Origin of the sequence: Dyella sp. RRB7 (assembly GCF_022761115.1) — a bacterium.
GTDB lineage: Bacteria > Pseudomonadota > Gammaproteobacteria > Xanthomonadales > Rhodanobacteraceae > Dyella.
Genome location: NZ_JAKWJS010000006.1, coordinates 58,280 through 79,359, shown reverse-complemented (window position 1 = coordinate 79,359; position 21,080 = coordinate 58,280). Strand labels below are relative to the sequence as shown.

At 65.3% G+C, this 21,080-nt stretch carries 16 protein-coding genes; 2 read left to right on the top strand and 14 right to left on the bottom strand.

Features of this window, described 5'->3' with window-relative positions:
* Nucleotides 1–104: 104 nt before the first annotated feature.
* From MJ606_RS14105 to MJ606_RS14090, 4 genes are all read right to left on the bottom strand, one after another.
* The gene (locus tag MJ606_RS14105) at nt 105–1,544 is read right to left on the bottom strand and encodes a CsgG/HfaB family protein (RefSeq protein WP_243050173.1); all 1,440 of its coding nucleotides are present in this window, start codon (nt 1,542–1,544) and stop codon (nt 105–107) included.
* A gap of 185 nt (nt 1,545–1,729) precedes the next feature.
* Nucleotides 1,730–2,407 (bottom strand): hypothetical protein, encoded by a 678-nt coding sequence (locus MJ606_RS14100; RefSeq protein WP_243050172.1) that lies wholly within the window; start codon nt 2,405–2,407, stop codon nt 1,730–1,732.
* Between the two features lie 47 nt (nt 2,408–2,454).
* The gene (locus MJ606_RS14095; protein WP_243050171.1) at nt 2,455–3,471 is read right to left on the bottom strand and encodes a hypothetical protein; all 1,017 of its coding nucleotides are present in this window, start codon (nt 3,469–3,471) and stop codon (nt 2,455–2,457) included.
* An 80-nt stretch (nt 3,472–3,551) separates the two neighbouring features.
* Nucleotides 3,552–4,676: a hypothetical protein gene (locus tag MJ606_RS14090; protein ID WP_243050170.1), complete on the bottom strand. Its 1,125-nt coding sequence runs from the start codon at nt 4,674–4,676 to the stop codon at nt 3,552–3,554.
* A gap of 768 nt (nt 4,677–5,444) precedes the next feature.
* Here MJ606_RS14090 and MJ606_RS14085 point away from each other — a divergent pair.
* Entirely contained in the window at nt 5,445–7,019 is a 1,575-nt protein-coding gene (locus MJ606_RS14085; protein ID WP_243050169.1) for a carbohydrate-binding protein, read from the top strand.
* A gap of 51 nt (nt 7,020–7,070) precedes the next feature.
* Here the strand turns inward: MJ606_RS14085 and MJ606_RS14080 are convergent, their stop codons facing one another.
* From MJ606_RS14080 to MJ606_RS14035, 10 genes are all read right to left on the bottom strand, one after another.
* Complete coding sequence (locus MJ606_RS14080; RefSeq protein WP_243050168.1) at nt 7,071–9,722, bottom strand: M1 family metallopeptidase; 2,652 nt, start codon at nt 9,720–9,722, stop codon at nt 7,071–7,073.
* Nucleotides 9,723–9,952: 230 nt separating this feature from the next.
* The gene (locus tag MJ606_RS14075; RefSeq protein WP_243050167.1) at nt 9,953–11,245 is read right to left on the bottom strand and encodes an adenylosuccinate synthase; all 1,293 of its coding nucleotides are present in this window, start codon (nt 11,243–11,245) and stop codon (nt 9,953–9,955) included.
* A gap of 211 nt (nt 11,246–11,456) precedes the next feature.
* Entirely contained in the window at nt 11,457–11,642 is a 186-nt protein-coding gene (locus tag MJ606_RS14070) for a DUF2065 domain-containing protein (protein WP_243050166.1), read from the bottom strand.
* A 13-nt stretch (nt 11,643–11,655) separates the two neighbouring features.
* On the bottom strand, nt 11,656–12,528 hold the full coding sequence (gene hflC / locus MJ606_RS14065; RefSeq protein ID WP_243050165.1) for a protease modulator HflC: 873 nt from the start codon (nt 12,526–12,528) through the stop codon (nt 11,656–11,658).
* A complete protein-coding gene (gene hflK, locus MJ606_RS14060) occupies nt 12,525–13,700 on the bottom strand; it encodes an FtsH protease activity modulator HflK (RefSeq protein ID WP_243050164.1) in 1,176 nt (391 codons plus the stop codon). Before hflK ends, hflC begins: the two co-directional genes overlap by 4 nt.
* 218 nt (nt 13,701–13,918) lie before the next feature.
* Nucleotides 13,919–15,226 carry a ribosome rescue GTPase HflX gene (gene hflX, locus MJ606_RS14055; protein ID WP_243050163.1) on the bottom strand — a complete coding sequence of 436 codons (1,308 nt, stop codon included), beginning with the start codon at nt 15,224–15,226 and terminating at the stop codon, nt 13,919–13,921.
* 155 nt (nt 15,227–15,381) lie between these two features.
* A complete protein-coding gene (hfq, locus tag MJ606_RS14050; protein WP_243050162.1) occupies nt 15,382–15,651 on the bottom strand; it encodes an RNA chaperone Hfq in 270 nt (89 codons plus the stop codon).
* 140 nt (nt 15,652–15,791) lie between these two features.
* Nucleotides 15,792–16,763: a tRNA (adenosine(37)-N6)-dimethylallyltransferase MiaA gene (gene miaA / locus MJ606_RS14045; RefSeq protein WP_243050161.1), complete on the bottom strand. Its 972-nt coding sequence runs from the start codon at nt 16,761–16,763 to the stop codon at nt 15,792–15,794.
* Between the two features lie 70 nt (nt 16,764–16,833).
* The gene (locus MJ606_RS14040) at nt 16,834–17,592 is read right to left on the bottom strand and encodes a carbonic anhydrase family protein (protein ID WP_243050160.1); all 759 of its coding nucleotides are present in this window, start codon (nt 17,590–17,592) and stop codon (nt 16,834–16,836) included.
* A 123-nt stretch (nt 17,593–17,715) separates the two neighbouring features.
* Entirely contained in the window at nt 17,716–19,884 is a 2,169-nt protein-coding gene (locus MJ606_RS14035; protein ID WP_243050159.1) for a S46 family peptidase, read from the bottom strand.
* 141 nt (nt 19,885–20,025) lie between these two features.
* Between MJ606_RS14035 and tdh the strand changes: the two genes are divergently transcribed.
* On the top strand, nt 20,026–21,060 hold the full coding sequence (gene tdh / locus MJ606_RS14030; RefSeq protein ID WP_243050158.1) for an L-threonine 3-dehydrogenase: 1,035 nt from the start codon (nt 20,026–20,028) through the stop codon (nt 21,058–21,060).
* Nucleotides 21,061–21,080 lie beyond the last annotated feature (20 nt).

The window sequence follows — 21,080 nt, the reverse complement described above, 5'->3', positions numbered from 1 at the left end:
GCTCCGTGGCTTGAACGAAGAAAGGGCTCCGCATGCGGAGCCCTTTTTATTGAGCGACAAACCACGAACACGCACGTTCCGTCGCCTATTCCCGCACGGCGGCGCTACCAGTTGGCATCGTCCTTGACCGCGTCCGCATCCGCAGTCTTGGTGGTGTGCTTGCCCGCGGGTTGCCGTGATGCATGCTGCATCGACGCCGCCGGCGCGGCAGCCACCGGATCGCGCAACTCGATGCTGCCTGGCGTGAATGGCTGATCCGGCTGGAAATCCTTGTCCACGATGTGCCCGTAGGAAAGGTTCGGCGTGACCCGCTCGATCGTAACGATGCAACAAGGCTGCTCGGTGACACCCAGCGAAGCGCCGGACTGGGGATCAATCAACTCCTTGCCGAGCCGGACGGCCTGGTAGTTCTGCCCGGCAAGCACGGCATCGCCGCCCTGGTTGATCACCACTTGACGGCCATCGAGCTGCACTACCGACAGCGGATAAGTGCCACGCAAGATCGCGGCGATGATGTTGCGATCCAGTGAATCCATCATCTCGGCAGCCAGGCGCTGGCCATCGACCGACACGCCAAGCGTCGTTGGCGCGGTGGCAGGCAACGAATAATCGAACGACTGCGACATCACCACCTGGCCGGTCACCGCGTTGACCACGCGGAACGACAGCGCACCACCACCGGAAAAGCTCGCCAGCGTTCGATCGCTGGTGCGCAATGCACGTTCGTGGCGCAGGTATTCGAAACGGTCGATGGTGGGGATCACGATCAGGTCGGTCGCCAGCTGCTGGCCCAGCCTCGCCGTATCGGCGGGCTTGGCCGCCCCGGCTTGGATGCGCTCGATTTCGTCGCCCATGTCCGCATCTGCATCGCGATCGAGCACGGTAAAGCGGTGCGTCTGGGTCAATGCATCGGTCAACTTGGCACGGACCTGCTGGGCAACAACCTCGGCCGGAATCGTGGTGTCTCCCACGCGGTAACCTGCCTGCTTCATCCTCGGCATGGCCACCACCACGCGGGTCAGCTTGGCCGATGCGGCCTCGCGATAGGTCGCAACGTCAGCGGCTATGCGCACTTCCCAGTGACTGGCGTACTCGGTGTGGCGGCTTTGGTAATCGACCTGCTCGGCACCCCGCTTCTGGTCCCACTCGCCTTTCACTCCCGCGGCGGCGCCCGCACGGGTATCGGCGTTGACTGCCTCGGCGCTGGCCGCGGCATCGAGCTTGCCCTTGTTCCAACTTTCGCCGCGGCTCGCCTTCAGGCTCTGCTCGCTCGTGCTCGATGGCTGATCGACCTGCTTTTGCGACAGCACGCGAAAGTTCGTCACGGCGCCTGCCGTATGACTACTCAGCCAGGCGGCGTAAGCGCTGGAGCTGAAATCCACCTGCTCGTCGCTCGAAGCAAAACTCGCGCTACCCGCCCACTGCCCCGTACCGCCGGCGACCGCCTTGCCGTTGACCTGCTCGATGGCGAGGCGGATGGCGTTGTCGATGGCCGCCTGCAGCGAGGCGCCCTCGCCCGTGGCTTCCACGTGTCGGCTGTCCACGCCACCGAAATCCGGCTTCTGCCGGGGAGCCGTAGCCGGGGGCGAAGCCGTTGCGGCGGCCGCGGGCTTGTCCTGTCCCGTCGCTGGCTCATCGCGATGGCACGCCGCCAACAGCACTGCGGCGACCAGAAGGCCGCCGCAGCACGAGAGCGATACCGATGTTCGGAATGCGCCCCGGATGGCCATCAGAGGTCACCCAGCGCCTGGGTTGCGTCGCTGGGCACCTTCACGCCATTGCTCTTGCTGATCGACACCGTCTTCTTGAACGTGTCGAACAGGCTCTTGGAGTAGGACGGCGTTTCCTTGGCGACATACATGCCGGCCTTGAGCTTGGTCATTGCCGCACCCGCGCCGGCTAGACCGCCGTTGGCCGAACTCTTCACGGCCGCGGTGAACTTCTGCGCCTCGCCCACCATCACGCGGGTGCCAGCGACACCCTTGGCGAAATGCGGCAGGCTTTCTTCGTAGTATTGCTTGCCCTGGGCCGACAGCTCGCTTTTCTGCGCCTGCTGCGCGCTGATCTCGCGATTCGCGTTGCTGGAAATCTCCACCGTCTTCTTGAGCGCATCCTGGTCGACCGCGCCGCTCTGCAAGGCCTTCTGCTGCGCCTCCAGCAAGGCCACCTGGTCGTTCAGGTCATAGGCTTTCGCCAGCAATACCTGGGCGGCCAGCACTTCGCTCTGCGAGCTGACGAACGACTTGACCAGCGAATCCTGCGCGGCCACGGCATCGCCACCGTCATCGCTGCTGCTGGACGAACTTCCGCCGAGACCGCCGGGCAACTTGAACTGGGCATGCGCGGACGCGGCGCAGAAGACGAGCGCCAGGGTCGCCGCCATGGCGGTGTGCTTGGAAATCTTCATAAGGTTTTCTCCGAAACCATGGATATGACGCACTGATCCGTCATGGATCAGTGGATGCCCTTGTTGTTGAGTTCGTCGACCATCTGCTGGGCGGCATTCTGGGCGGCGAGCTTCAGCGCATTGGTGCGCGCCACGGACGCATCGGGACCGAGGCCGGCGTACTGCACGGGGCCCACCGAAGACACCGTGCGGGCAAACTTGCTCGATACGTTGTAGACCTTGCCGGTCACCGTGACATAGACGCGGGTGTTACCGCTGACCGGGTCCTTGTCCTGCATGCCCACGTCCAATGTGCCGATTGCCAGCAGCCCGATGCCCGCCTGCTGCACGCCTTGCGTGGTGTTGCGCATCAGCTGTGAAGGCAGGTCGTCGCCGTGGCTGTACGCCGCGCGGATCTGGTCGATATTCAGCAGCCCATTGCTGGAGCTTTCGACCTGATCGGCTTCGATCACGTCATAGCCCGCATCGGCAAACAGCCCCGTCATTGCCGTGTTGATCTCGCTGGCCCGGCTGACCGTCCAGTCGACCTTGTCGGCCTTGCGCGTGGTGCTGCCGCCGCTGGTGACCGCCATGCTGGCATGCGTGTCCATGCTGTCCGAGGTATCCACGCTATGGGCACGCACCGTCTCGCCCTCGTGCGTCTTGCGCGAGGCCGAGGCATCGACGTCCTCGCGCTTGTAGACCTTGTCATCGAAGCTCTGCACGCTGGACTGGCTGCGGGCGACGAACAGGAAGGTCAACATCGGATGCTGGGTGGATGCCACCGCCGCTGCCGTGGCCGAACCACCGCCGAGATCATTGAGCAGGCGCGTGCCGTTGATGTCGGCCCGGATCACCACGTTATAGGTTTTGGCCGCCTTGTCCTCGTTCTCGGAGAGAACCGTGGCGCCAAGCACGTAGTCGTCAATATGCGCCGCAATGCGATCGCGCTGCTGGTCGAAGGCACGCGAGCGCGCCGCGTTCGTATCGGCAATATAGCGCTCCACCGCATTGAGCTTGGCCTTGCGCAAGGCCTCCTGCCGATCATCGGCGCCCAGCCGCCAGCTGTAGTTGACGCTGCCCATGCCTTTTCCCGATGCCGTCTCGGCATGAACCGCACCACCACACAGGCACGCTACCGCCAGCAGCACCCCCAAAAGAAACCTTATCGACATGATTTGACTAGCTCCGCCACATGAGAAAGCTGATCCTTGGCCTCGCGCCCCTCAGGCAGGGCGGAACGCGTCCAGGCGTTGTCAGGCGCCGACAGCGCCTGGGTAAAGTTGTTGAACAGCAGCAACAGCGTTTCGTATGACGCCGCCCAGTCGTCCACCGACGATTGGGTGACCGGCACTTCCTTCGTCGCGCCCTGCTTGATGCGCTGGGAGAAATACACCTTGCCCGAGACCGGCTCGCGCACCGCGATATCCGCGAAGGCGCCATACAGGAACAGGGTCGATGCATTCGCATGGCTCTGCTCGACCTTCTTGAAGCCGGCCACGTCGATCGTCACCTCATAGTCGGCGTCCGGTATCTTCAGATCGAAGGCCTCGCCTTCGACGAAACGGGCGGCCATGCTGGCGCCCAGCGCCTGGTCGCTTTGATACGGCAGCAGCGATAGCCGCTGGTTGGCCGCCAGGTACTTGCCGAACTCCTGCGCGATCTGTGCCTGTAGTGTTTTCACCGGCACATCCGGCGCGGCCTGCGCCAGATACTCCAGCGCCTTGGGCTGCAGTGTCACCGCGCTGACGCGCAAGTGGCGCGTCGCCGCCGACGGCACCTGCACCTGGCCAAGCAGCTGCGCGAACTCACCCACCAGGCTATGTGCATTCGCACCGTCGACGATCATTGCCGCGAATGCCGCCTGGATCTCCTGCTCCGAAGGCGGCTCATCGCGCACATCGATGAAGTCCAGGGTCAGCGGGAAGCCGCCCAGCACCTGCTTTTCCTTGAAGTCGAAGAACAACGCCTGCGCGGCAATTTCCAGCCGCAGCTTGTAGACGCCGCCGATGTGTTCCACCGACGTGCTCTCGCGGTCGATCGCCAGGGCCAACGCAGTGGATCGCGCGGCGTCCTTGATGGAACCCAGTTGGTCGAACACGACGTTCAGCGCCAGGTCCTTGCCCTGCAAGCGCTGGCGAATCTGCCGATTGACGAGTGCGTAGCCATCGCCATTCAACACGTGCGAAAGATGAGGGAATGCTTGTCTGGTATCGGCGGCCCTTCCCGTAAAAGCCACGCCGGCGAAATACACCGGATCGCCGGTGACCGCCATCGCCCGAGGAGGCATCCAGGCGATCATGACGACCGCAATGACGAAAGCAAGCCGATACCTGCTGGCACCGGCACTCCGCCAGCGCAACGACCAAAACCGCACGATGCCTAACTCCCTTTATGTGTCGCAATCCATCGCGTCGCTCGACCTTGAGCATCAGCCAGCTCGCATGAGTAGCTTGGCGTTACCTAGGATACGCAAGCGGCCAGGAAAGACGCAATGACTTATCCGCACGCAATCTAGTCATGAAAACTACCTGACGAAATCGGACAGGCCTGAATTTTTGCGCGCCAGTACGAGCCGAACCCGCAGCAACCTCATGCCAGCGCTTTGAAGCGCAAATCACCCCACGCCCTAACGGATAACGTTGTCATTCATGTCTCCAGCCAACTTCCAATCGCCACGCCACGTGCCTTGAGACGAACGGCCACGCTCGTTTGGCCTGCCGATGACATCGCTCATCCCTACGCTGCATTGCGCCATAAATCTGCTGCGACGCGGCATAAATACCCTTGAAGCGGCGCGATGCCGTATCGCGATGCCGCGCCTTGGTCATTCCACGCGCGCCGTCACAGTTTGTTCGCCACATTGGAGACAACGTTGTCATTACGGGACTTACGACGACATCGCTCCGGCCAGGACGCAAGCCTTGGCAGGCAAGGAACGCCTCGGAACGACGAGCCCGCGACGCCCAACCGGAACCCGGGCAGGTCGCCAAGAAATATCCACCCTAGCGATGCAGTACCACCAGGAGAAACCCCTATGCGAATGAAGCAATCGGTTATGTGGTTACGTGCAGCACTCCACGCCATCGGCTGCACGGCCGGCGGCGCCATGGCGATGAGCCTGATGACGATGGTCCCGACTCAGACGGTGCAAGCGCAAAGCGTGCAGACCTGCGCGGCGGCGTGGAATGCCAGCACCGCCTACTCGGGCGGCGCCACCGTCAGCGAGAACGGCGTGAACTACCAGGCCAACTGGTGGACGCAAGGCAATGACCCCGCCAGCAACAACGGCGCCACCGGTACCGGCGAACCCTGGACATCGCTGGGCGCGTGCGGCACAAGCGGCGGCACTGGCAGTGGCGGCAGCAGCGGCAGTGGTGGTGGCGGCACGACCTCGTCCGGCACCTGCGCCGCGGCATGGGTATCCACCCAGGTCTATACCGGCGGACAGATCGCCAGCGAAAACGGCATCAACTACCTGGCCAACTGGTGGACACAAGGCAACGATCCGGCCACCAACAGTGGACCCACCGGCTCGGCCGAACCGTGGACGTCGCAAGGCAGTTGTACCGGCAGCGGTGGCGGCAGTTCTGGTGGCGGTAGCTCCGGCGGTGGCAGCAGCGGCGGCGGAAGCTCCGGTGGTGGCAGTTCGGGCGGCGGCAGCCCAGCCACGCCGCCTGGCACGGGCGCGAACCTGCTGTTCAGTCCGTACAAGGACGTGACGGTCAATCTCAACTGGAACACCAACGTGATGCAGAGCGCTGTCACCGGCTCGGCGATTCCGGTCGTCGGCAGCGGCGGGCTGGTGTCCACCAGCGTGCCCGACCTCAGCGCCATCACCCTCGCCTTCGCCACCGGCGAATGCGGCAGCGAGAACTGGGGCGGCGTACCGGGCGCCACCTTCGCCAGCGCGAACATTGCCGCCCTCTCCAGCGCCGGCCTGCCCTACGTGGTTTCCACCGGTGGCGAAGCTGGCGTCTTCACCTGCGGCAGTACGGCCGGCTTTGCATCATTCCTTTCGCGCTACATGTCGCCGCAGATGGTCGGCGTGGATTTCGATATCGAAGGCGGCCAGAGCCAGGCGCAGATCAACGCCCTTGTCGCCGCAGCCGTCTACGGCCAGAGCCTGTATCCCAACCTGCGCTTCTCGTTCACGCTGGCCACGCTGGGTGCATCGGACGGCAGCTACGGTGGCGTCAACAGCCTGGGTGATGAAGTGATCAAGGCGATCCAGGCCTCCACTCTCACCAACTACACCATCAACCTGATGGTGATGGACTTCGGCGGCCCCAGCAGCAGCGTGTGCGTGGTGTCCAACGGCGCCTGCGACATGGGCCAGTCCGCCATCCAGGCGGTGACCAATCTGGAGCACACCTACGGCATCCCGGCCAGCAAGATCGAGCTGACTCCGATGATCGGCGTCAACGATGTGTCGAGCGAGAACTTCAGCATCGCCAACGCCGACGCCATCACCAGCTACGCCGTGGCCAACGGCCTCGCCGGCCTGCACTTCTGGTCGCTCGACCGCGACACCCCGTGCAACCAGAGCACGGCGTCACCGACGTGCAACTCGGTCAGCACCAGCACGCCGCTGCAGTACACCAAGGAGTTCCTGAAGGACCTGGGCAGGTAAGCCCCAGGCCACGGGCCGGCGGCGATGCCGCTGGCCCGTGGCTGCGGACGGTCAACCGCCGTTCTTCGCCAGCCATGCATCCACCGCCGGCAGGCGCTGGGTGCGCACCATGATGCGGTACTTGATGTTGGCCACCGCCGTCTCGGCATCGCGACGCGAGCCGGGATCCAGGTAGGTGGTGGCGTAGGCGTTGATCTTGTCGATCATGGCGGGGTTGAACGAGCTGGCGCCCAGTGTCGGGTAGTAACGGCTGCGCGAGCTGCCATCGACCACCTTGTCGACCTGTTCGCGATGCGCCATGGCGAAGTCGAACGCCAGCTCGGGATGCAGGCGCGACACGATGCGGATCATGCCGGCGCTATTGGTGGCGCCGGGCTCGTCCGTCAACGCGAGATCGAGCGCACGCTGCGCCAGCGCAGGGTCTTCGACCGAGGCCAGTTGCGCGTACAGGCGATCCTTCACCAGCGGCGTCTTCTCGGCTTTGGCCTCCGTGCGCAACTGATCCCAGGTGGCGGCATCGGCGTGGTTGGCGACCACCGCCAGGATGGTCTTGCGCAATTCGGCGGGCACCGCCTTGGGATCGCTGGCCTGCGCCGCATAGCGGCGACGTGCTTCGGCGATGACGGAAGCATCGTCCAGGCTGGACAGCACGCCGATCAGGTGGCTGCGCAGGATGGTGGTGGGCACGCTCTCGTTCGGCTTGGCCTCCCAGCCCACGCGCGCAAACACCGGCGACAGCCGCCTGATGGCGAAAGCACGGAACGTTGCCTGCCGCGCCGCATCGCCACGGTAGTAATCGTTGAGCGAAGCCAGGCTGCCGGCCACTTCATCCCAGATCTGCGGGTCGGCATCCACCGGCGTGGCCTGCGCCAGATCGAGGAAATCCGACACCGGCTGCAGGCCACCCATGCCCAGCGCCCAGGTATTGCTCATCACGCCCAGCTGGTCGATCGGCGCGAGCCTGGTGAAGTCACCCTTGAGCGCCGCGAACTGCGTCGGTGCATACAGCGTGCGGTAGTAACCGCTCTGCCCTGCGTTGACCAGCACCGGGCCGCAACCCGGCACTGCCAGCGTGGCCTCGCCGTCGACGATGGTGGTCACCGGCGCGCCGCCCGCGCTCTGCGCGATCACCGGCACATGCCAGTGCAGCGGCTGCTTGTCCGGGCGATCCTTGGTGAACTCGCCCTGCGAGAGCTTGAGCGTCGTGGTGTTGTTGCTGCATGCAGCCGCTTCCACGCGGATCAGCGGAATGCCCGGCTGCAGCGTGAAGTCATGCGCGATGGTGGTGACCTGCTTGCCGGGGGCGACGGCATCCATGGCATGCCACAAATCATCGGACACCGTGTTGCCATAGGCGTGCGCCTTGATGTAATTGCGCACGCCGGCGCGCCAGGTGTCCGCACCCACATAGCCTTCCAGCATGCGGATCACCGACTCACCCTTGGCATAGGTAATCGAATCGAAGGCCTGGCTGGCCTGGTCCACGGTCTCCACGTGCTGCACCACCGGGTGCGTGGTGACCACCGCGTCGCGCGACATGGCCGCTTCGCGCGTGCCCACGGCATCGAGCCGGGTGTTCCACTCCGGATGCAGCTTGTCGGTGGTGCGCGCCGCCATCCACGAGGCAAAGCCTTCGTTGAGCCACAGGTCATCCCACCAGCGCATGGTCACCAGGTCGCCAAACCACTGGTGCGCCATTTCATGCGCGGCGGTGTTGAACACTTCCTGCTTGTCGGACTGCGTGGAGATGGAAGGGTCCAGCAGCAACGCGTACTCGAACGTGTAGATGGCGCCCCAGTTCTCCATCGCCGCGAAGAACTGGCTGCTGCCCGGCGAGGCCACGTTGTCCAGCTTCGGCAGCGGATATGGCACGCCGAAGTAATCGTTGTATTCCTTCAGCACCGCCTTGCCCGACTCGAGCGTGAAAGCGCCTTGCGCGGACAGGCCCTTCTGGGTGATCACGCCAATCTCGGTGCCATCGGCGGTGGTAGTGACGCGATCGAATTCGCCGGTGCCGAAGAACAACAGATAGGTGGACATCTTCGGCGAAGTCTGGAACGTCACGCGCGAAAGACCGTTGCCTGCATCGCTCTTCGATGCCACCGGCATATTGCTCACCGCCATCTGCGTGGCGGGCACGGTCACTTCCAGGTCGAAGGTGGCCTTGTAGTTGGGCTCGTCCCAGGACGGAATGAAGCGGCGGGCGTCGGAATTCTCGAACTGCGTGTACAGCGCGCGCTGCTTGCCAGCCTTGCTGTCGTAGTCGATGGCGAACAGGCCGTTGGCCTGCGTGCCGATCTTGCCGGTGTAGCTCATCGCCAGCTGGTACTTGCCCTTGGGGATGGGCTGGCTGAAGGTGAAGGTAGCGGTCTGCTGCTTGTCGTCCACCGTCACCTTGGGCGCGGCAAACGCGAGCTTGCCCGCCACCGGCGTCAGCTGCACCGACGAGAACGCCATGTCGATGGCATTGAGCGTGATGCTGGCGGTGGGTTGCAACACCTCGATGTCCACCGTCACCTTGCCATCGAAGCTCAACGTGGCGGCATGCGGCACGACCGATACGTCGTAGTGCGTGGGGCGTACAGAGCGCGGCAGCTGGGTAGTGACCTGTGATGTAGCGGGTGCACCCGCGGCGCCGACCGCGCCAGCGCAGGAAACACCAGCCAAAGCCAGCGCCATGGCGGAAACCAGACGAGTACGCATGTTGCATTCCTTTTTTGGCAGGGCCGGTGGCGGCGCTGATTGAGGCAAACACGCTGATGGTGAGTCATGGGGGATGTCGGCCGACATGGCCGGAAGTCATGGTGGCCCTGGGGGAAGATGCTGGGTCCCCGCTTTCGCGGGAATGACGCAATGGGAGGCTCGGCGCAAAACCCCACAAAAAAAGCCCCGCATCGCGGGGCTCTCTTGGGTCAGGATGGACGGTCGCCGTATCAGGCGAACGGATCATCCAGCACGATGGTGTCATCGCGGTCCGCACCGGTGGCCACCAGGGCCAGGCGGCAGCCGGACAGCTCTTCCACTGCGCGCAGGTAGGCGCGGGCGGCGGCGGGCAGCTTGTTCCAGTCGCGGATGCCCGCAGTGGACTCTTCCCAGCCCGGGAACTCCAGGTACACCGGCTTGCACTCGGCCCAGCCGTCGGCATCCAGCGGCGCCAGTTCACGACGCTTGCCACGGTATTCGTAGGCGATGCAGACCTTGATGGTCGGCAGGCCGTCCAGCACGTCGAGCTTGGTGATGGCCAGGCCGTTGATGCCGTTGATCTGCACGGCGCGCTTGAGCGCCACCAGGTCGATCCAGCCGCAGCGGCGCGGACGGCCGGTGCTGGCGCCGAACTCGTTGCCGACCTTGCGCAGGCGCTCGCCCATCTCGTCGTTGAGCTCGGTCGGGAACGGACCGCCGCCCACGCGCGTGGCGTAGGCCTTGCAGATACCCAGCACGTAGTCGATGTCGCCCGCGCCCACGCCGGTGCCGGCCAGCGCGCCGCCGATGGTGGTGTTGGACGAAGTGACGTACGGATAGGTGCCGTGATCGATGTCGAGCAGCGCGCCCTGCGCGCCTTCATAAAGGATGTGACCGCCGTCCTTGCGCACGTCGTGCAGGATGGTGGCGACGTCGTCGACCATCGGACGGATGAACTCGCCATAGGCCAGCGCGTCGTCCAGCACCTGCTGGAAGTCGACCGGCTCGGCCTTCAGCCACTGGGTGAGGATGAAGTTGTGGTACTCGACGGCGGCCTTGATCTTCTCGGGCAGCTCGTGCGGGTACATCAGGTCGGCCACGCGCACGCTGCGGCGAGCCACCTTGTCTTCGTATGCAGGGCCGATGCCGCGGCCGGTGGTGCCGATGGCCGACTTGCCGGCGGCGATCTCGCGCGCCTTATCCACCGCGATGTGGTACGGCATGATCAGCGGCGTGGCCGGGCTGATCTTCAGGCGCGAGCGCACTTCCACGCCCTGTGCTTCCAGCTCTTCGATTTCCTGCTTGAGCGCCTGCGGCGACAGCACCACGCCATTGCCGATCAGGCACAGCGCGTCGTCGCGCAGGATGCCCGAGGGAATCAGGTGCAGCACGGTCTTCTTGCCGCCGATGACCAGCGTGTGGCCGGCGTTGTGGCCGCCCTGGAAGCGCGCCACGGCTTTGACGCGTTCGGTCAGCAGGTCGACGATCTTGCCCTTGCCTTCGTCGCCCCACTGGGCACCTAGGATGACTACTGACTTGCCCATGATGTTGCTCTCGCTAATTTTGAAGAATGGATTGCCCCGAAGGGCGCAAACAGGTCGAAGCCCTCGCGCGTCATTCCCGCTTACCCCGAAAGAGGGGGCAAGCGCGGGAATCCAGCGCCTCCGAAGTCACTGGGTCCCTGCTTTCGCAGGGACGACGGTGAGGCTCCGTTGAAAATCCCGATGGATTTGGCGGCCCATCCACCGCATCAACTCAATGCATCAACTGCAGCGTTACCAGTCCGATCCCGATGGCCGCCGCGCCAAACAGCCGCAACGTGCGCGGGCGGAGCTTCACTGCCTCGCGCATGGTGGCTTGCCATCCACGCGGCGCGGCGAACAACACCAGCCCTTCGATCACCAGCATCAGGCACAGCGCGGCGGCCAGATCATGCGACATCGACCTTCACCGCTCAGTGCCGGGACGAACTGGCGCCATCGTTGAAATATTTCAGGAACTCCGAATCGGGTCGCAGCACCAGCACGCCCTTGCCGTCCTGGAACGACTTACGGTACGCCGCCAGGCTTCGATAAAACGCGAAGAACTCCGGATCCTGGCCATACGCCTGCGCGTAGATGGCAGCCGCCTGGGCATCGCCTTCGCCACGCACCTTGGCCGCATCGCGATCCGCTTCGGCCTTGATCACCTGCGCCTGGCGATCGGCATCGGCCTTGATCGTCTCGGCCGCCTGCTGGCCGGTGAAGCGCAGCTCGTTGGCCAGCTGCGCGCGCTCGGCGCGCATGCGCTTGTAGACCGACTCGCTCACTTCATCGGGCAGGTCGATGCGCTTGATGCGCACGTCCACCACGGTGATGCCCAGGTTCTTGCTGGCGGCCAGGTCGGTCTGCTTGCGCACGCGCTCGGTGATGTCCTTGCGTCCGGCGGAAACCAGCTCCTGCAGGGTGCGCCCGTTGAACTCGAAGCGCAGCGCGTCCTTCACCAGCGGGGTAAGGCGCGCGGCGGCCTGCAGTTCGTCGCCTGCGGTGGCGCGGTAGTAGGCAGCGTTGTCGGCAATGCGCCACTTCACGTAGAAGTCGACGTTGACGCTCTTCTTCTCGGAGGTGAAGTAACGCTCCGGCGGCGCTTCCAGCGTGAGGATGCGGTTGTCGAAGGTCATGACCTGCTGCACGAACGGCAGCTTGGCGTGCAGGCCGGGCTGGTCGCCGGTGCGCACGATGCGGCCGAACTGCAACACCAGCGCAGTCTCGCCTTCGTGCACCACGAACAGGCTGTTGAAGCCGATCAGCACGAGCAGCACGACGATGATGCCGGAGACGAACTTCATGGCTGCTTCTCCTTGCCGGCCAGGGCATCGTTGGCGGCGGACTGCATCACCGCGCCCACGCCCGGCACGTCCTTGCCGGTCGCACGATCCAGCGGCAGGTAGATCATGTTGCGGCCGCCGGAACCGTCCAGCACCTTCGGGTTGTTGGACATCACGTCCTCGACCGTTTCCAGCCACAGGCGACGGCGGGTCACGTCCGGCGCGGCCTTGTATTCCTTGAGGATCAGGTTGAAGCGGGCCGCGTCACCGGTGGCGATGGCCACGCGCTGGGCGGCGTAGCCCTGGGCCTCGGCGGAGATGCGCGATGCATCGCCCCGGGCCACCGGCACCACCTGGCTGGCATAGGCGCGGGCGTTGTTCTCGGTGCCCTGCTTGTCTTCGCGGGCAGCGTTGACGTCGTCGAAGGCGTCCTTCACTTCCTGCGGCGGGGCCACGTTCTGGAAGCTGACGTCGGTGACCAGCAGGCCGGCGTCGTACTCATTGAGGGTGGCCTGCAGGATCTCGCGCGTCTGCTGCTGCAGCGTGTCGCGGGTCTGCGCCGCGGCGGCCGTCAGCGCCGGCGTCACCGGCGCGGCCACGGACGAGGCCGTGGCGAGGGCGGCCGTGCTCGCGGATGCCGGCGTGGCCGCCTGATCGGCGCCCTGGCTGGTAAGGATGTTGTCCATCACATTGGCGCCGACCACGGTGCGCACCGCGGCCTCGGCCGCCTGGCGCAGCGTGTCTTCCGGCGGGCCGGCCAGCGAGAACAGGTACTTGCGGGCGTCGGACACCTGGTACTGCACGTTGAAGTCGACCGAGATGATGTTCTCGTCGCTGGTCAGCATGCGCACCTTGTCCGACACCGAACGGATCTCGGTGGTGCCCACCTTGGTGACCGTCTCGACAGGGGCCGGAAGCTTCAGATGGAAGCCCGGCTGCAGCGTGCGCGAATACTGGCCGAAGCGCAGCACCACGCCGGCCTGGCGGGCGTCGACGATGGTGTAGCTGCTTATCAGCAGCCAGGCCAGCAACAGCGCCAGCACGATGGTGAAGATGCCGCCCGCCCCGCCGCCGAGCTTGCCCAGGCGGTTGCGGATTTGCTTGAGCATGTCCTCCAGGCCCGGCTTGTTGCCGGTCTGGCGGTTCCTGCCCCAGGGATCACGTTGCCCGTTACCGGGTTCGTTCCAGGCCATGGTCAGTCTCCTTGAGGCCGCTGGGAGGCCGGCAACATTGGCCGGAAAACGCGTTGTACAGGTTTGGACATGGTGGCGAGCGCGTGTCGTGGCAAGTGTGCCGCCGAGGCACGGAAAGGCCGCACAAACACCGCGCATTCTATCAGAGCTGGGCAGGGATTCCGCGCGGCATGATTCGGTTTCCCGCCCCTGCTTGCAGAGGAGGGCCAGGAAGGGGCCTACTCCACTTCCGCCGTCCCCAGCAAATCGCGCAGCAGCGCCGCCTCGGCCGCGCTGCCGCCGCTCAGGGGGGCGATGACGCTGCGCGGGGCGTCGATGGCCAGGTGCCAGCCTTCCTCGTCCACCTGTTCCCCCGCAATGGCGCCGGCCGCCTTGAGGCGGGCGTGCAGGCGGCCTGCGGACAGCGGCAGGCGCAGCTCCGACTGCACCCGTTCGCCGCCCAGCAGCTCGCCCAGCGCCTGCCTCAGCAGGTCCAGGCCCTGGCCGGTGGCGGCGGACAGCCATACGGTCTGCGGACGCCCGTCGGCATCGCGGTCGATGCGCGGCTCGACGCCGGCCAGGTCGATCTTGTTCATCACCCGCAGCTGCGGCAGGTCGCCGGCGTCGATTTCCTCCAGCACGGTATCGACCACCCGCGCCAGGCGCTCACGCTCCTCGTCGGCGGCGTCGCTCACGTGCAGCAGCAGGTCGGCGTCGCGCGCCTCGGCCAGGGTGCCGCGGAAAGCGGCCACCAGGTCATGCGGCAGCTCGCGGATAAAACCCACGGTATCGGCCAGCACCGCCGGGCCGCAGGACAGGCCGTCGAGCTTGCGCACGGTCGGGTCCAGCGTGGCGAACAGCAGGTTGGCGGCGAACACCTCGCCTTCGGTCAACACATTGAACAGGGTCGACTTGCCGGCATTGGTATAACCCACCAACGCCACGCGCGGCACCGTGTTGCGCAGGCGCGCACGGCGCTGCTGGCCACGCTGGGTCTGCACCTTTTCTAGCCGCTTGGTGAGCATCTTCACGCGCTCGGCCAGCAGGCGGCGGTCGGTTTCCAGCTGCGTTTCGCCGGGGCCGCGATTGCCGATGGCGCCGCCGCGCTGGGCGTCCAGATGGGTCCAGCCTCGCACCAGCCGGGTGGCCAGGTGCTTGAGCTGGGCAAGCTCCACCTCGAGCTTGCCTTCGTGCGAACGGGCGCGCTGGGCAAAGATGTCCAGGATCAGGCCGGCCCGATCCACTACGCGAAGGTTGAGCAGCTTTTCGAGGTTGCGCTCCTGCACCGGCGACAGCAGGTGATCGACCAGCACCACGTCCGCCTCCAGCGCACGCGCGGCCTCGCCGACCTCGTCGGCCTTGCCGGTGCCGATGTAATAGCGGGGGTTGGGTACGTCGACGCGGGCGGTAATGCTGCCCAGGATCTCGGCGCCGGCTGACTTCACCAGCTCGGCGAATTCCTCGGCGCGCCGCTCCGCGTCGCCCTCGCCACGTGAATGCGGGAGGACGAGCAGGGCGCGGTCGCCTTTCTTTTGACGATCAAACACGAGGGCGGGAGGACCTTTATGAATGAGCCGCGCCGCGAGCAGGCTGCCCGCGGCGCAAGGCTGGAATGGGGAAGTGTATGTCGATACGCGACCGGGCGTTAATGCCACGCCAGGTCAGGCCTTCCCCATAGACATGGGTCGTCACGCCCGCAGAATCAACCTTCGGTGTCGGACGCAGCGACCGATGCGTCGGGGTGACCGTCGTGGCCATTGCCCATGCGCACGTTGCGGCTGGGCACTACGGTGGAGATGGCATGCTTGTAGACCATCTGGCTGACCTGGTTGCGCAGCAGCACCACGAACTGATCGAAGGACTCGATCGTGCCCTGAAGCTTGATGCCGTTGACCAGGTAAATGGCGACCGGGACACGTTCCCGACGCAGTGCGTTCAAAAATGGATCTTGCAATGACTGCCCTTTGGACATTTGTTGTTCTCCCCTCGCGAACGGACGGGCCGGAGAAAAGACGCGCACGGCGCCCCGGCCCAAGGCGAATGAATATTAACCACTTTTAAATCGTTGATGAAAGAGAAAATGCACGCTTCCGCCAGGTGTGAAAAAGACGTTTAGACGACCCGCTCCCGCGCCTCTTCGCCCCCTTCCAGAAACAGTTGCAAGGCATCCTCGGCAAGCCCCTGCCAACCCGCTCGGTCAGGGTCGAGCACACGCGCATCGAGCTCACCGCGCAGCCAGGTGATCTGCCGCTTGGCCAGCTGGCGTGTGGCGAAGATGCCGCGATCGCGAAACTCGGCGGCACTCGTCTGGCCATCCAGATGCTCCCACGCCTGCCGATAGCCGACCGCCCGGATCGCCGGAAGATCCGCGTGCAGGTCGCCCCGCGCACGCAACGCACGTACCTCGTCCAGGAATCCGGCCGCGAGCATGGCATCGAAACGTTGCGCGATGCGCTGGTGCAGCGGCGTCCGGTCCGACGGCAGCAGCGCCAGCTTGAGCACGCGCCACGGAAAACGCTGTCCACTGCCACCCTGCTGCTGTTCGGACAGCGGGCGCCCGGTCAGCCCGATCACTTCAAGCGCACGCTGGATGCGCTGCGCATCGTTGGGACCGATGCGACCGGCCGCTGCCGCGTCCAGCTGCCGCAGGCGTGCATGCAGGGCCGGCCAGCCGACCGTCGCGGCTTCCGCGGCAAGACGCTCGCGGATGACGGGATCGGCCTCGGGCAACTGCGACAACCCCTGCTGCAGCGCGCGGAAGTACAGGCCGGTACCGCCGACCAGCAACGGCACCCTGCCCTGCGACGTGATGTCGTGCATGGCGGCCATGGCATCGTGGCGAAAATCAGCCGCCGAATACGGCGCCGCCGGATCGCGGATGTCGATCAACCGATGCGGATAGCGCGCGAGCATGGCCGCGTCGGGCTTGGCCGTGCCGATATCCATGCCGCGATAGACCAGTGCCGAATCGACACTGACCAGATCCACCGCAAAGCGATCGCTGAGCGCGCAGGCAAGCGCCGTCTTGCCCGACGCCGTCGGGCCCATCAGGAATACGGCAAGCGGGCGCTGGTCGATCGGCATCCGCGAATTCTAGTGGTGAAGCCGGCATCGTGCCTGCCTCCGCGCCATCCATTGCCGCAAGCGCGTCGCCTCAATCCAGGAACACCACCTCGCCGCCCACCAGGTGGTACATCGCACCCACGATCTTGATCTTGCCGTCCTTCTCCAAGCCGGCCAGCACTTCGCTGCGCCTGCGGATCTCATCCATGGTCAGGCGCACGTTGGTGGTGGCGACGGCGTCGACGAACGCATTGTTCTTGCTGGTGCGCTCACCGCTGTACTGGGTGGCCGCGACCGCAGGCTTGATCTTGTCGAGCAATCCGGTGAGGTTGCCGAGCTTGGCATTGTCGATGGCGCCCTTGATGGCGCCGCAGGCGGTATGCCCCATCACCAGCACCACCTTGGAGCCGGCCAGCGCACAGGCGAACTCCAGGCTGCCGAGTACGTCGTCGCTGGCGATATTGCCAGCCACGCGTGCGTTGAAGGTGTCGCCAATGCCGGTATCGAGAATGATCTCGGCCGGTGCGCGCGAGTCGATGCAACTGAGGATCACCGCGGCCGGATACTGGCCGCTGGCGCTGGCCCGCTTCTGCGCGAGGTAATCGTGCGTGTCCGTTTTGCCGGCGCGGAAACGCTCGTTACCCGCCTTGGCCACGTCGATGATCTGGTCCGGGGTCATCTTGTCGCGCTGCGCCTTGGTAAGCGCCGCGGCCTCGACCAGGCCGGGCAACGCCCAGGGCAGCGCACCCACGGCCGTCACGGCCGCCAGGCCCAACGCGGACTTGAGGATCGTACGGCGGCCACCGTCCGCGACAACCGGCGTGCCGCAGCTATCTTCATGGCTATGCATGGACATCCGCTCCCATGGGTGAACTCAAAAGCGATGGGGCATTACTGCATGCCTACGACGATGAAACCCATGTGAAAACCACAGGCTTCGCGACCGCGCGGTGGACAGGCGGCATGGCGTGATTCAGCGCGATTCGTGGGCCGGCACGCCCAGCTCCTTCAGCAGCTGTGGCGCCGGATAGACCTTGTCCATCAACCAGCGCATGTAGCGCATGTCCACGTGGATGGCGCGCTTGTAGCGCGGGTCGAACATCCAGCTGGCGCTTACCGCTTCCCAGTTGCTATCGAAGTTGAGCCCGACCAGTTCGCCCTTCGCATTGAGCACCGGCGAACCGGAGTTGCCACCGGTGGTGTCCAGGTTGCTGAGGAAATCCACCGGCATCGCGCCGGTCCTCGCATCGGCATAGCCCTGGTAGTCGCCTTTCGCGATGGCGTCGAGCAGCGGCCTGGGTGCATCGAATGGCTGCACGCCGGTGTTCTTCTCGACGATGCCGGCGGTGGTGGTGAGTGGCTCGTAGGTCACCGCATCACGCGGCGCCAGCGGGGTCACCTTGCCGTAGCTGACGCGAAGGGTGGCGTTGGCATCCGGATAGACCGCGCGCCCCTGCTGCTCGCGATAGGCCATAAGCGCCGCCATATAGGCGGGGCGCAGGCGCAGCAGATCGCCTTCGCGCGCCTTGCGCTCATCCTCGATACGCAGCAGCGCGGGCTGCAGCTGGGCGGCCAGGGCCAGCAGCGCATCGTCCGACCTGGCCACGGCGGCGGGCTCGGCCTGCAACCACTGCAAGCGCTGTGCCTCGTCGCCCAGCCGGGTCGTGGCATAGACACGATCGAGCCTGGTCTTCAGCTCGGCCGGTGTGCGACCAAAGGCGGCGTCGAACTCTGGCAGGCGCTGGGCATCGGGCAATTTCTGGTAACGCGTCAACAGCGCGCCCAAGAGCTGCTTTTCCACCGCCGGGTCGAAGCGGCGTTGCACCTGCCGCAACGTGCCGGCGGCGAAATCCTCGTCGCGCTGCTGGTAGCCGGCTTCGCGTTGCGCATCCGGCTTGCCGCGCTCGTGCGCGAGACGCTGCAGGATCAGCGCCGAACGCAGCAGCTGCGTCTGCGATTGCACCAGGCCCAATAGCAGATCGCGTTCACGCGTGGCGTTGCCGGCGGCAATGAGCTGATTCACCTGATCGATCTGCGGGCGCAAGGTGGCCGCCGTCGGCTGCGTCGCCAGCCACGCCAGCATGGCGTCCTCGTCCTTGCGCCGGATGGCGGCCGCGTCGCTGCGACGCAAACCGTCCAGCTCGCCAATGAAGCGCTTGATGCCGTTCTTCAGCGATTGCAGTTGCGAGGCGTAGCGGATGGCTGCCTGGCGGTCCTCGCGGCCGGCATCCTCAATCACCTCCTGCAGCTGCTGCATCACCTGCACCGAGGTGGGCAGCCGCCACAGCACCTGATCGGCGAACTCGGCCGCGGTGCGATGGCGATAGGTGATGCCCGGATAACCCGCCAGCATCACGAAATCGCCCGCATGCACGCCCTGCCTGGCAACCTGCAGATGAGCAGGCGGGTGATACGGCACGTTGTCCTTGGCGTAATCCGCGGGCTTGCCATCCGGCCCCACGTAGGCGCGCAGCACGGTGAAATCGCCGGCGTGGCGGGGCCATACGAAGTTGTCCACGTCGTCGCCGTAATTGCCGATGGCGCGCGGCGGCGCATACACCAGGCGCACGTCACGCAGTTCCAGTTGCTTCACCAGGTAGAAGTCGCTGCCATAGAACATGTTCACCACGCTGCAGCGCATGCCCGGCTCGCGTTCGCACTCGGCCACCAGCGCCTTGCTGCTGGCGTCCACGGCATCGAAATAGGCGCGCCCGGTCTTGCCCCTGGCCGCCGCCAGCACCTGCTCGGTCACCTTGTCGAAACCGGTGGTGACGCGCAGGCGGAAATCCGGATTGGCCGGCAGCTCTTCCGCCCGGTCATGCGACACGAAACCGTCCTGGATCAGGTCGCGCTGCGCATTGCTGTTGTACTGGATGACGCCGAAAGCCACGTGGTGATTGGTAAGCACCAGGCCATCGCCGCTGACGAACGCGCCGGTCGCGCCGCCCACCTTCACCACCGCACTGAGCGGCGCCTTGGTGAGATCGGCCAGGTCGGCCGGGTTGCCCTGGTAGCCGGCGGCGCGCAGCTGTTTGCCGATGGACGGCAGTTGCGAGGGCATCCACATCCCTTCATCGGCTTGAGCGGTAGTAGCCATGGCCAGTCCCATCGCTGCGGCGAGCAGCGCGTTGTTCGGTCGCATCGTTCGTTCCCTGCGGGCGATCGCATAAACTTGCGACCATAATCCGTGGCAGGCCCGTCGGCAACGCTGCAGTGCACGAAGCCGGTGCGGCGCCCCGCCTTCTATAATGACCGTTTCCCCGCCCTTCCCCACGGAAACCCCATGCCTCAGACGATGAAAGCCCTGGTCAAGCGCAAGCCCGAGCAGGGCATCTGGATGGAAGAAGTGCCCGTCCCCGAGGTCGGCGCCAACGAAGTGCTGATCAAGATGGAAAAGACCGCGATCTGCGGCACCGACCTGCACATCTACAAGTGGGACGACTGGTCGCAGCGCACCATCAAGCCCGGCCTGACCATCGGCCATGAATTCGTCGGCCGCATCGTGGAGATCGGCCCGGGCGTGACCGGCTACAAGATCGGCGACCGCGTCTCGGCCGAGGGCCACATCGTGTGCGGCCACTGCCGCAACTGCCGCGCCGGCCGCCAGCACCTGTGCCCGAACACCATCGGCATCGGCGTGAACCGCAATGGCGCATTCGCCGAGTACATGACCATGCCGGCCTCGAACCTGTGGCCGATCCCGGACCAGATTCCGTCCGAGCTGGCCGCCTTCTTCGACCCCTACGGCAACGCCGCGCACTGCGCGCTGGAGTTCGACCTGATCGGCGAAGACGTGCTGATCACCGGCGCCGGCCCCATCGGCATCATCGCCGCCGGCATCGCCAAGCACGTGGGCGCGCGCAACGTGGTGGTCACCGACATCAACGACTACCGCCTCAAGCTGGCCGCCGACATGGGCGCCACCCGCGTGGTGAACGTGGCCAACCAGTCGCTGAAGGACGTGATGAAGGACCTGCACATGGAGGGCTTCGACGTGGGCCTGGAAATGAGCGGCAACCCGCGCGCCTTCAACGACATGCTCGAATGCATGTACCACGGCGGCAAGGTCGCCATGCTCGGCATCATGCCCCGCGGCGCCGGCATCGACTGGGACAAGGTGATCTTCAAGGGCCTCACCCTGCAGGGCATCTACGGCCGCCGCATGTACGAGACCTGGTACAAGATGACCCAGATGGTGCTCACCGGTTTCCCGCTGCAGAAGGTGCTCACCCACCAGATCCACATCGACGACTTCCAGAAGGGCTTCGACCTGATGGACGCCGGCAAGTGCGGCAAGGTGGTCTGCTCCTGGTCCTGAGCCTGCACGAAACCATCACA

Bases quoted from the DNA above. Each gene is read 5' to 3' on its own strand.
- MJ606_RS14100 (WP_243050172.1), bottom strand. From the start codon at position 2,407: ATGAAGATTTCCAAGCACACCGCCATGGCGGCGACCCTGGCGCTCGTC.
- MJ606_RS14095 (WP_243050171.1), bottom strand. From the start codon at position 3,471: ATGGGCAGCGTCAACTACAGCTGGCGGCTGGGCGCCGATGATCGGCAG.
- MJ606_RS14090 (WP_243050170.1), bottom strand. From the start codon at position 4,676: ATGCCTCCTCGGGCGATGGCGGTCACCGGCGATCCGGTGTATTTCGCC.
- MJ606_RS14085 (WP_243050169.1), top strand. From the start codon at position 5,445: ATGTGGTTACGTGCAGCACTCCACGCCATCGGCTGCACGGCCGGCGGC.
- MJ606_RS14080 (WP_243050168.1), bottom strand. From the start codon at position 9,722: ATGCGTACTCGTCTGGTTTCCGCCATGGCGCTGGCTTTGGCTGGTGTT.
- MJ606_RS14075 (WP_243050167.1), bottom strand. From the start codon at position 11,245: ATGGGCAAGTCAGTAGTCATCCTAGGTGCCCAGTGGGGCGACGAAGGC.
- MJ606_RS14070 (WP_243050166.1), bottom strand. From the start codon at position 11,642: ATGTCGCATGATCTGGCCGCCGCGCTGTGCCTGATGCTGGTGATCGAA.
- hflC (WP_243050165.1), bottom strand. From the start codon at position 12,528: ATGAAGTTCGTCTCCGGCATCATCGTCGTGCTGCTCGTGCTGATCGGC.
- hflK (WP_243050164.1), bottom strand. From the start codon at position 13,700: ATGGCCTGGAACGAACCCGGTAACGGGCAACGTGATCCCTGGGGCAGG.
- hfq (WP_243050162.1), bottom strand. From the start codon at position 15,651: ATGTCCAAAGGGCAGTCATTGCAAGATCCATTTTTGAACGCACTGCGT.
- miaA (WP_243050161.1), bottom strand. From the start codon at position 16,763: ATGCCGATCGACCAGCGCCCGCTTGCCGTATTCCTGATGGGCCCGACG.
- MJ606_RS14040 (WP_243050160.1), bottom strand. From the start codon at position 17,592: ATGCATAGCCATGAAGATAGCTGCGGCACGCCGGTTGTCGCGGACGGT.
- MJ606_RS14035 (WP_243050159.1), bottom strand. From the start codon at position 19,884: ATGCGACCGAACAACGCGCTGCTCGCCGCAGCGATGGGACTGGCCATG.
- tdh (WP_243050158.1), top strand. From the start codon at position 20,026: ATGCCTCAGACGATGAAAGCCCTGGTCAAGCGCAAGCCCGAGCAGGGC.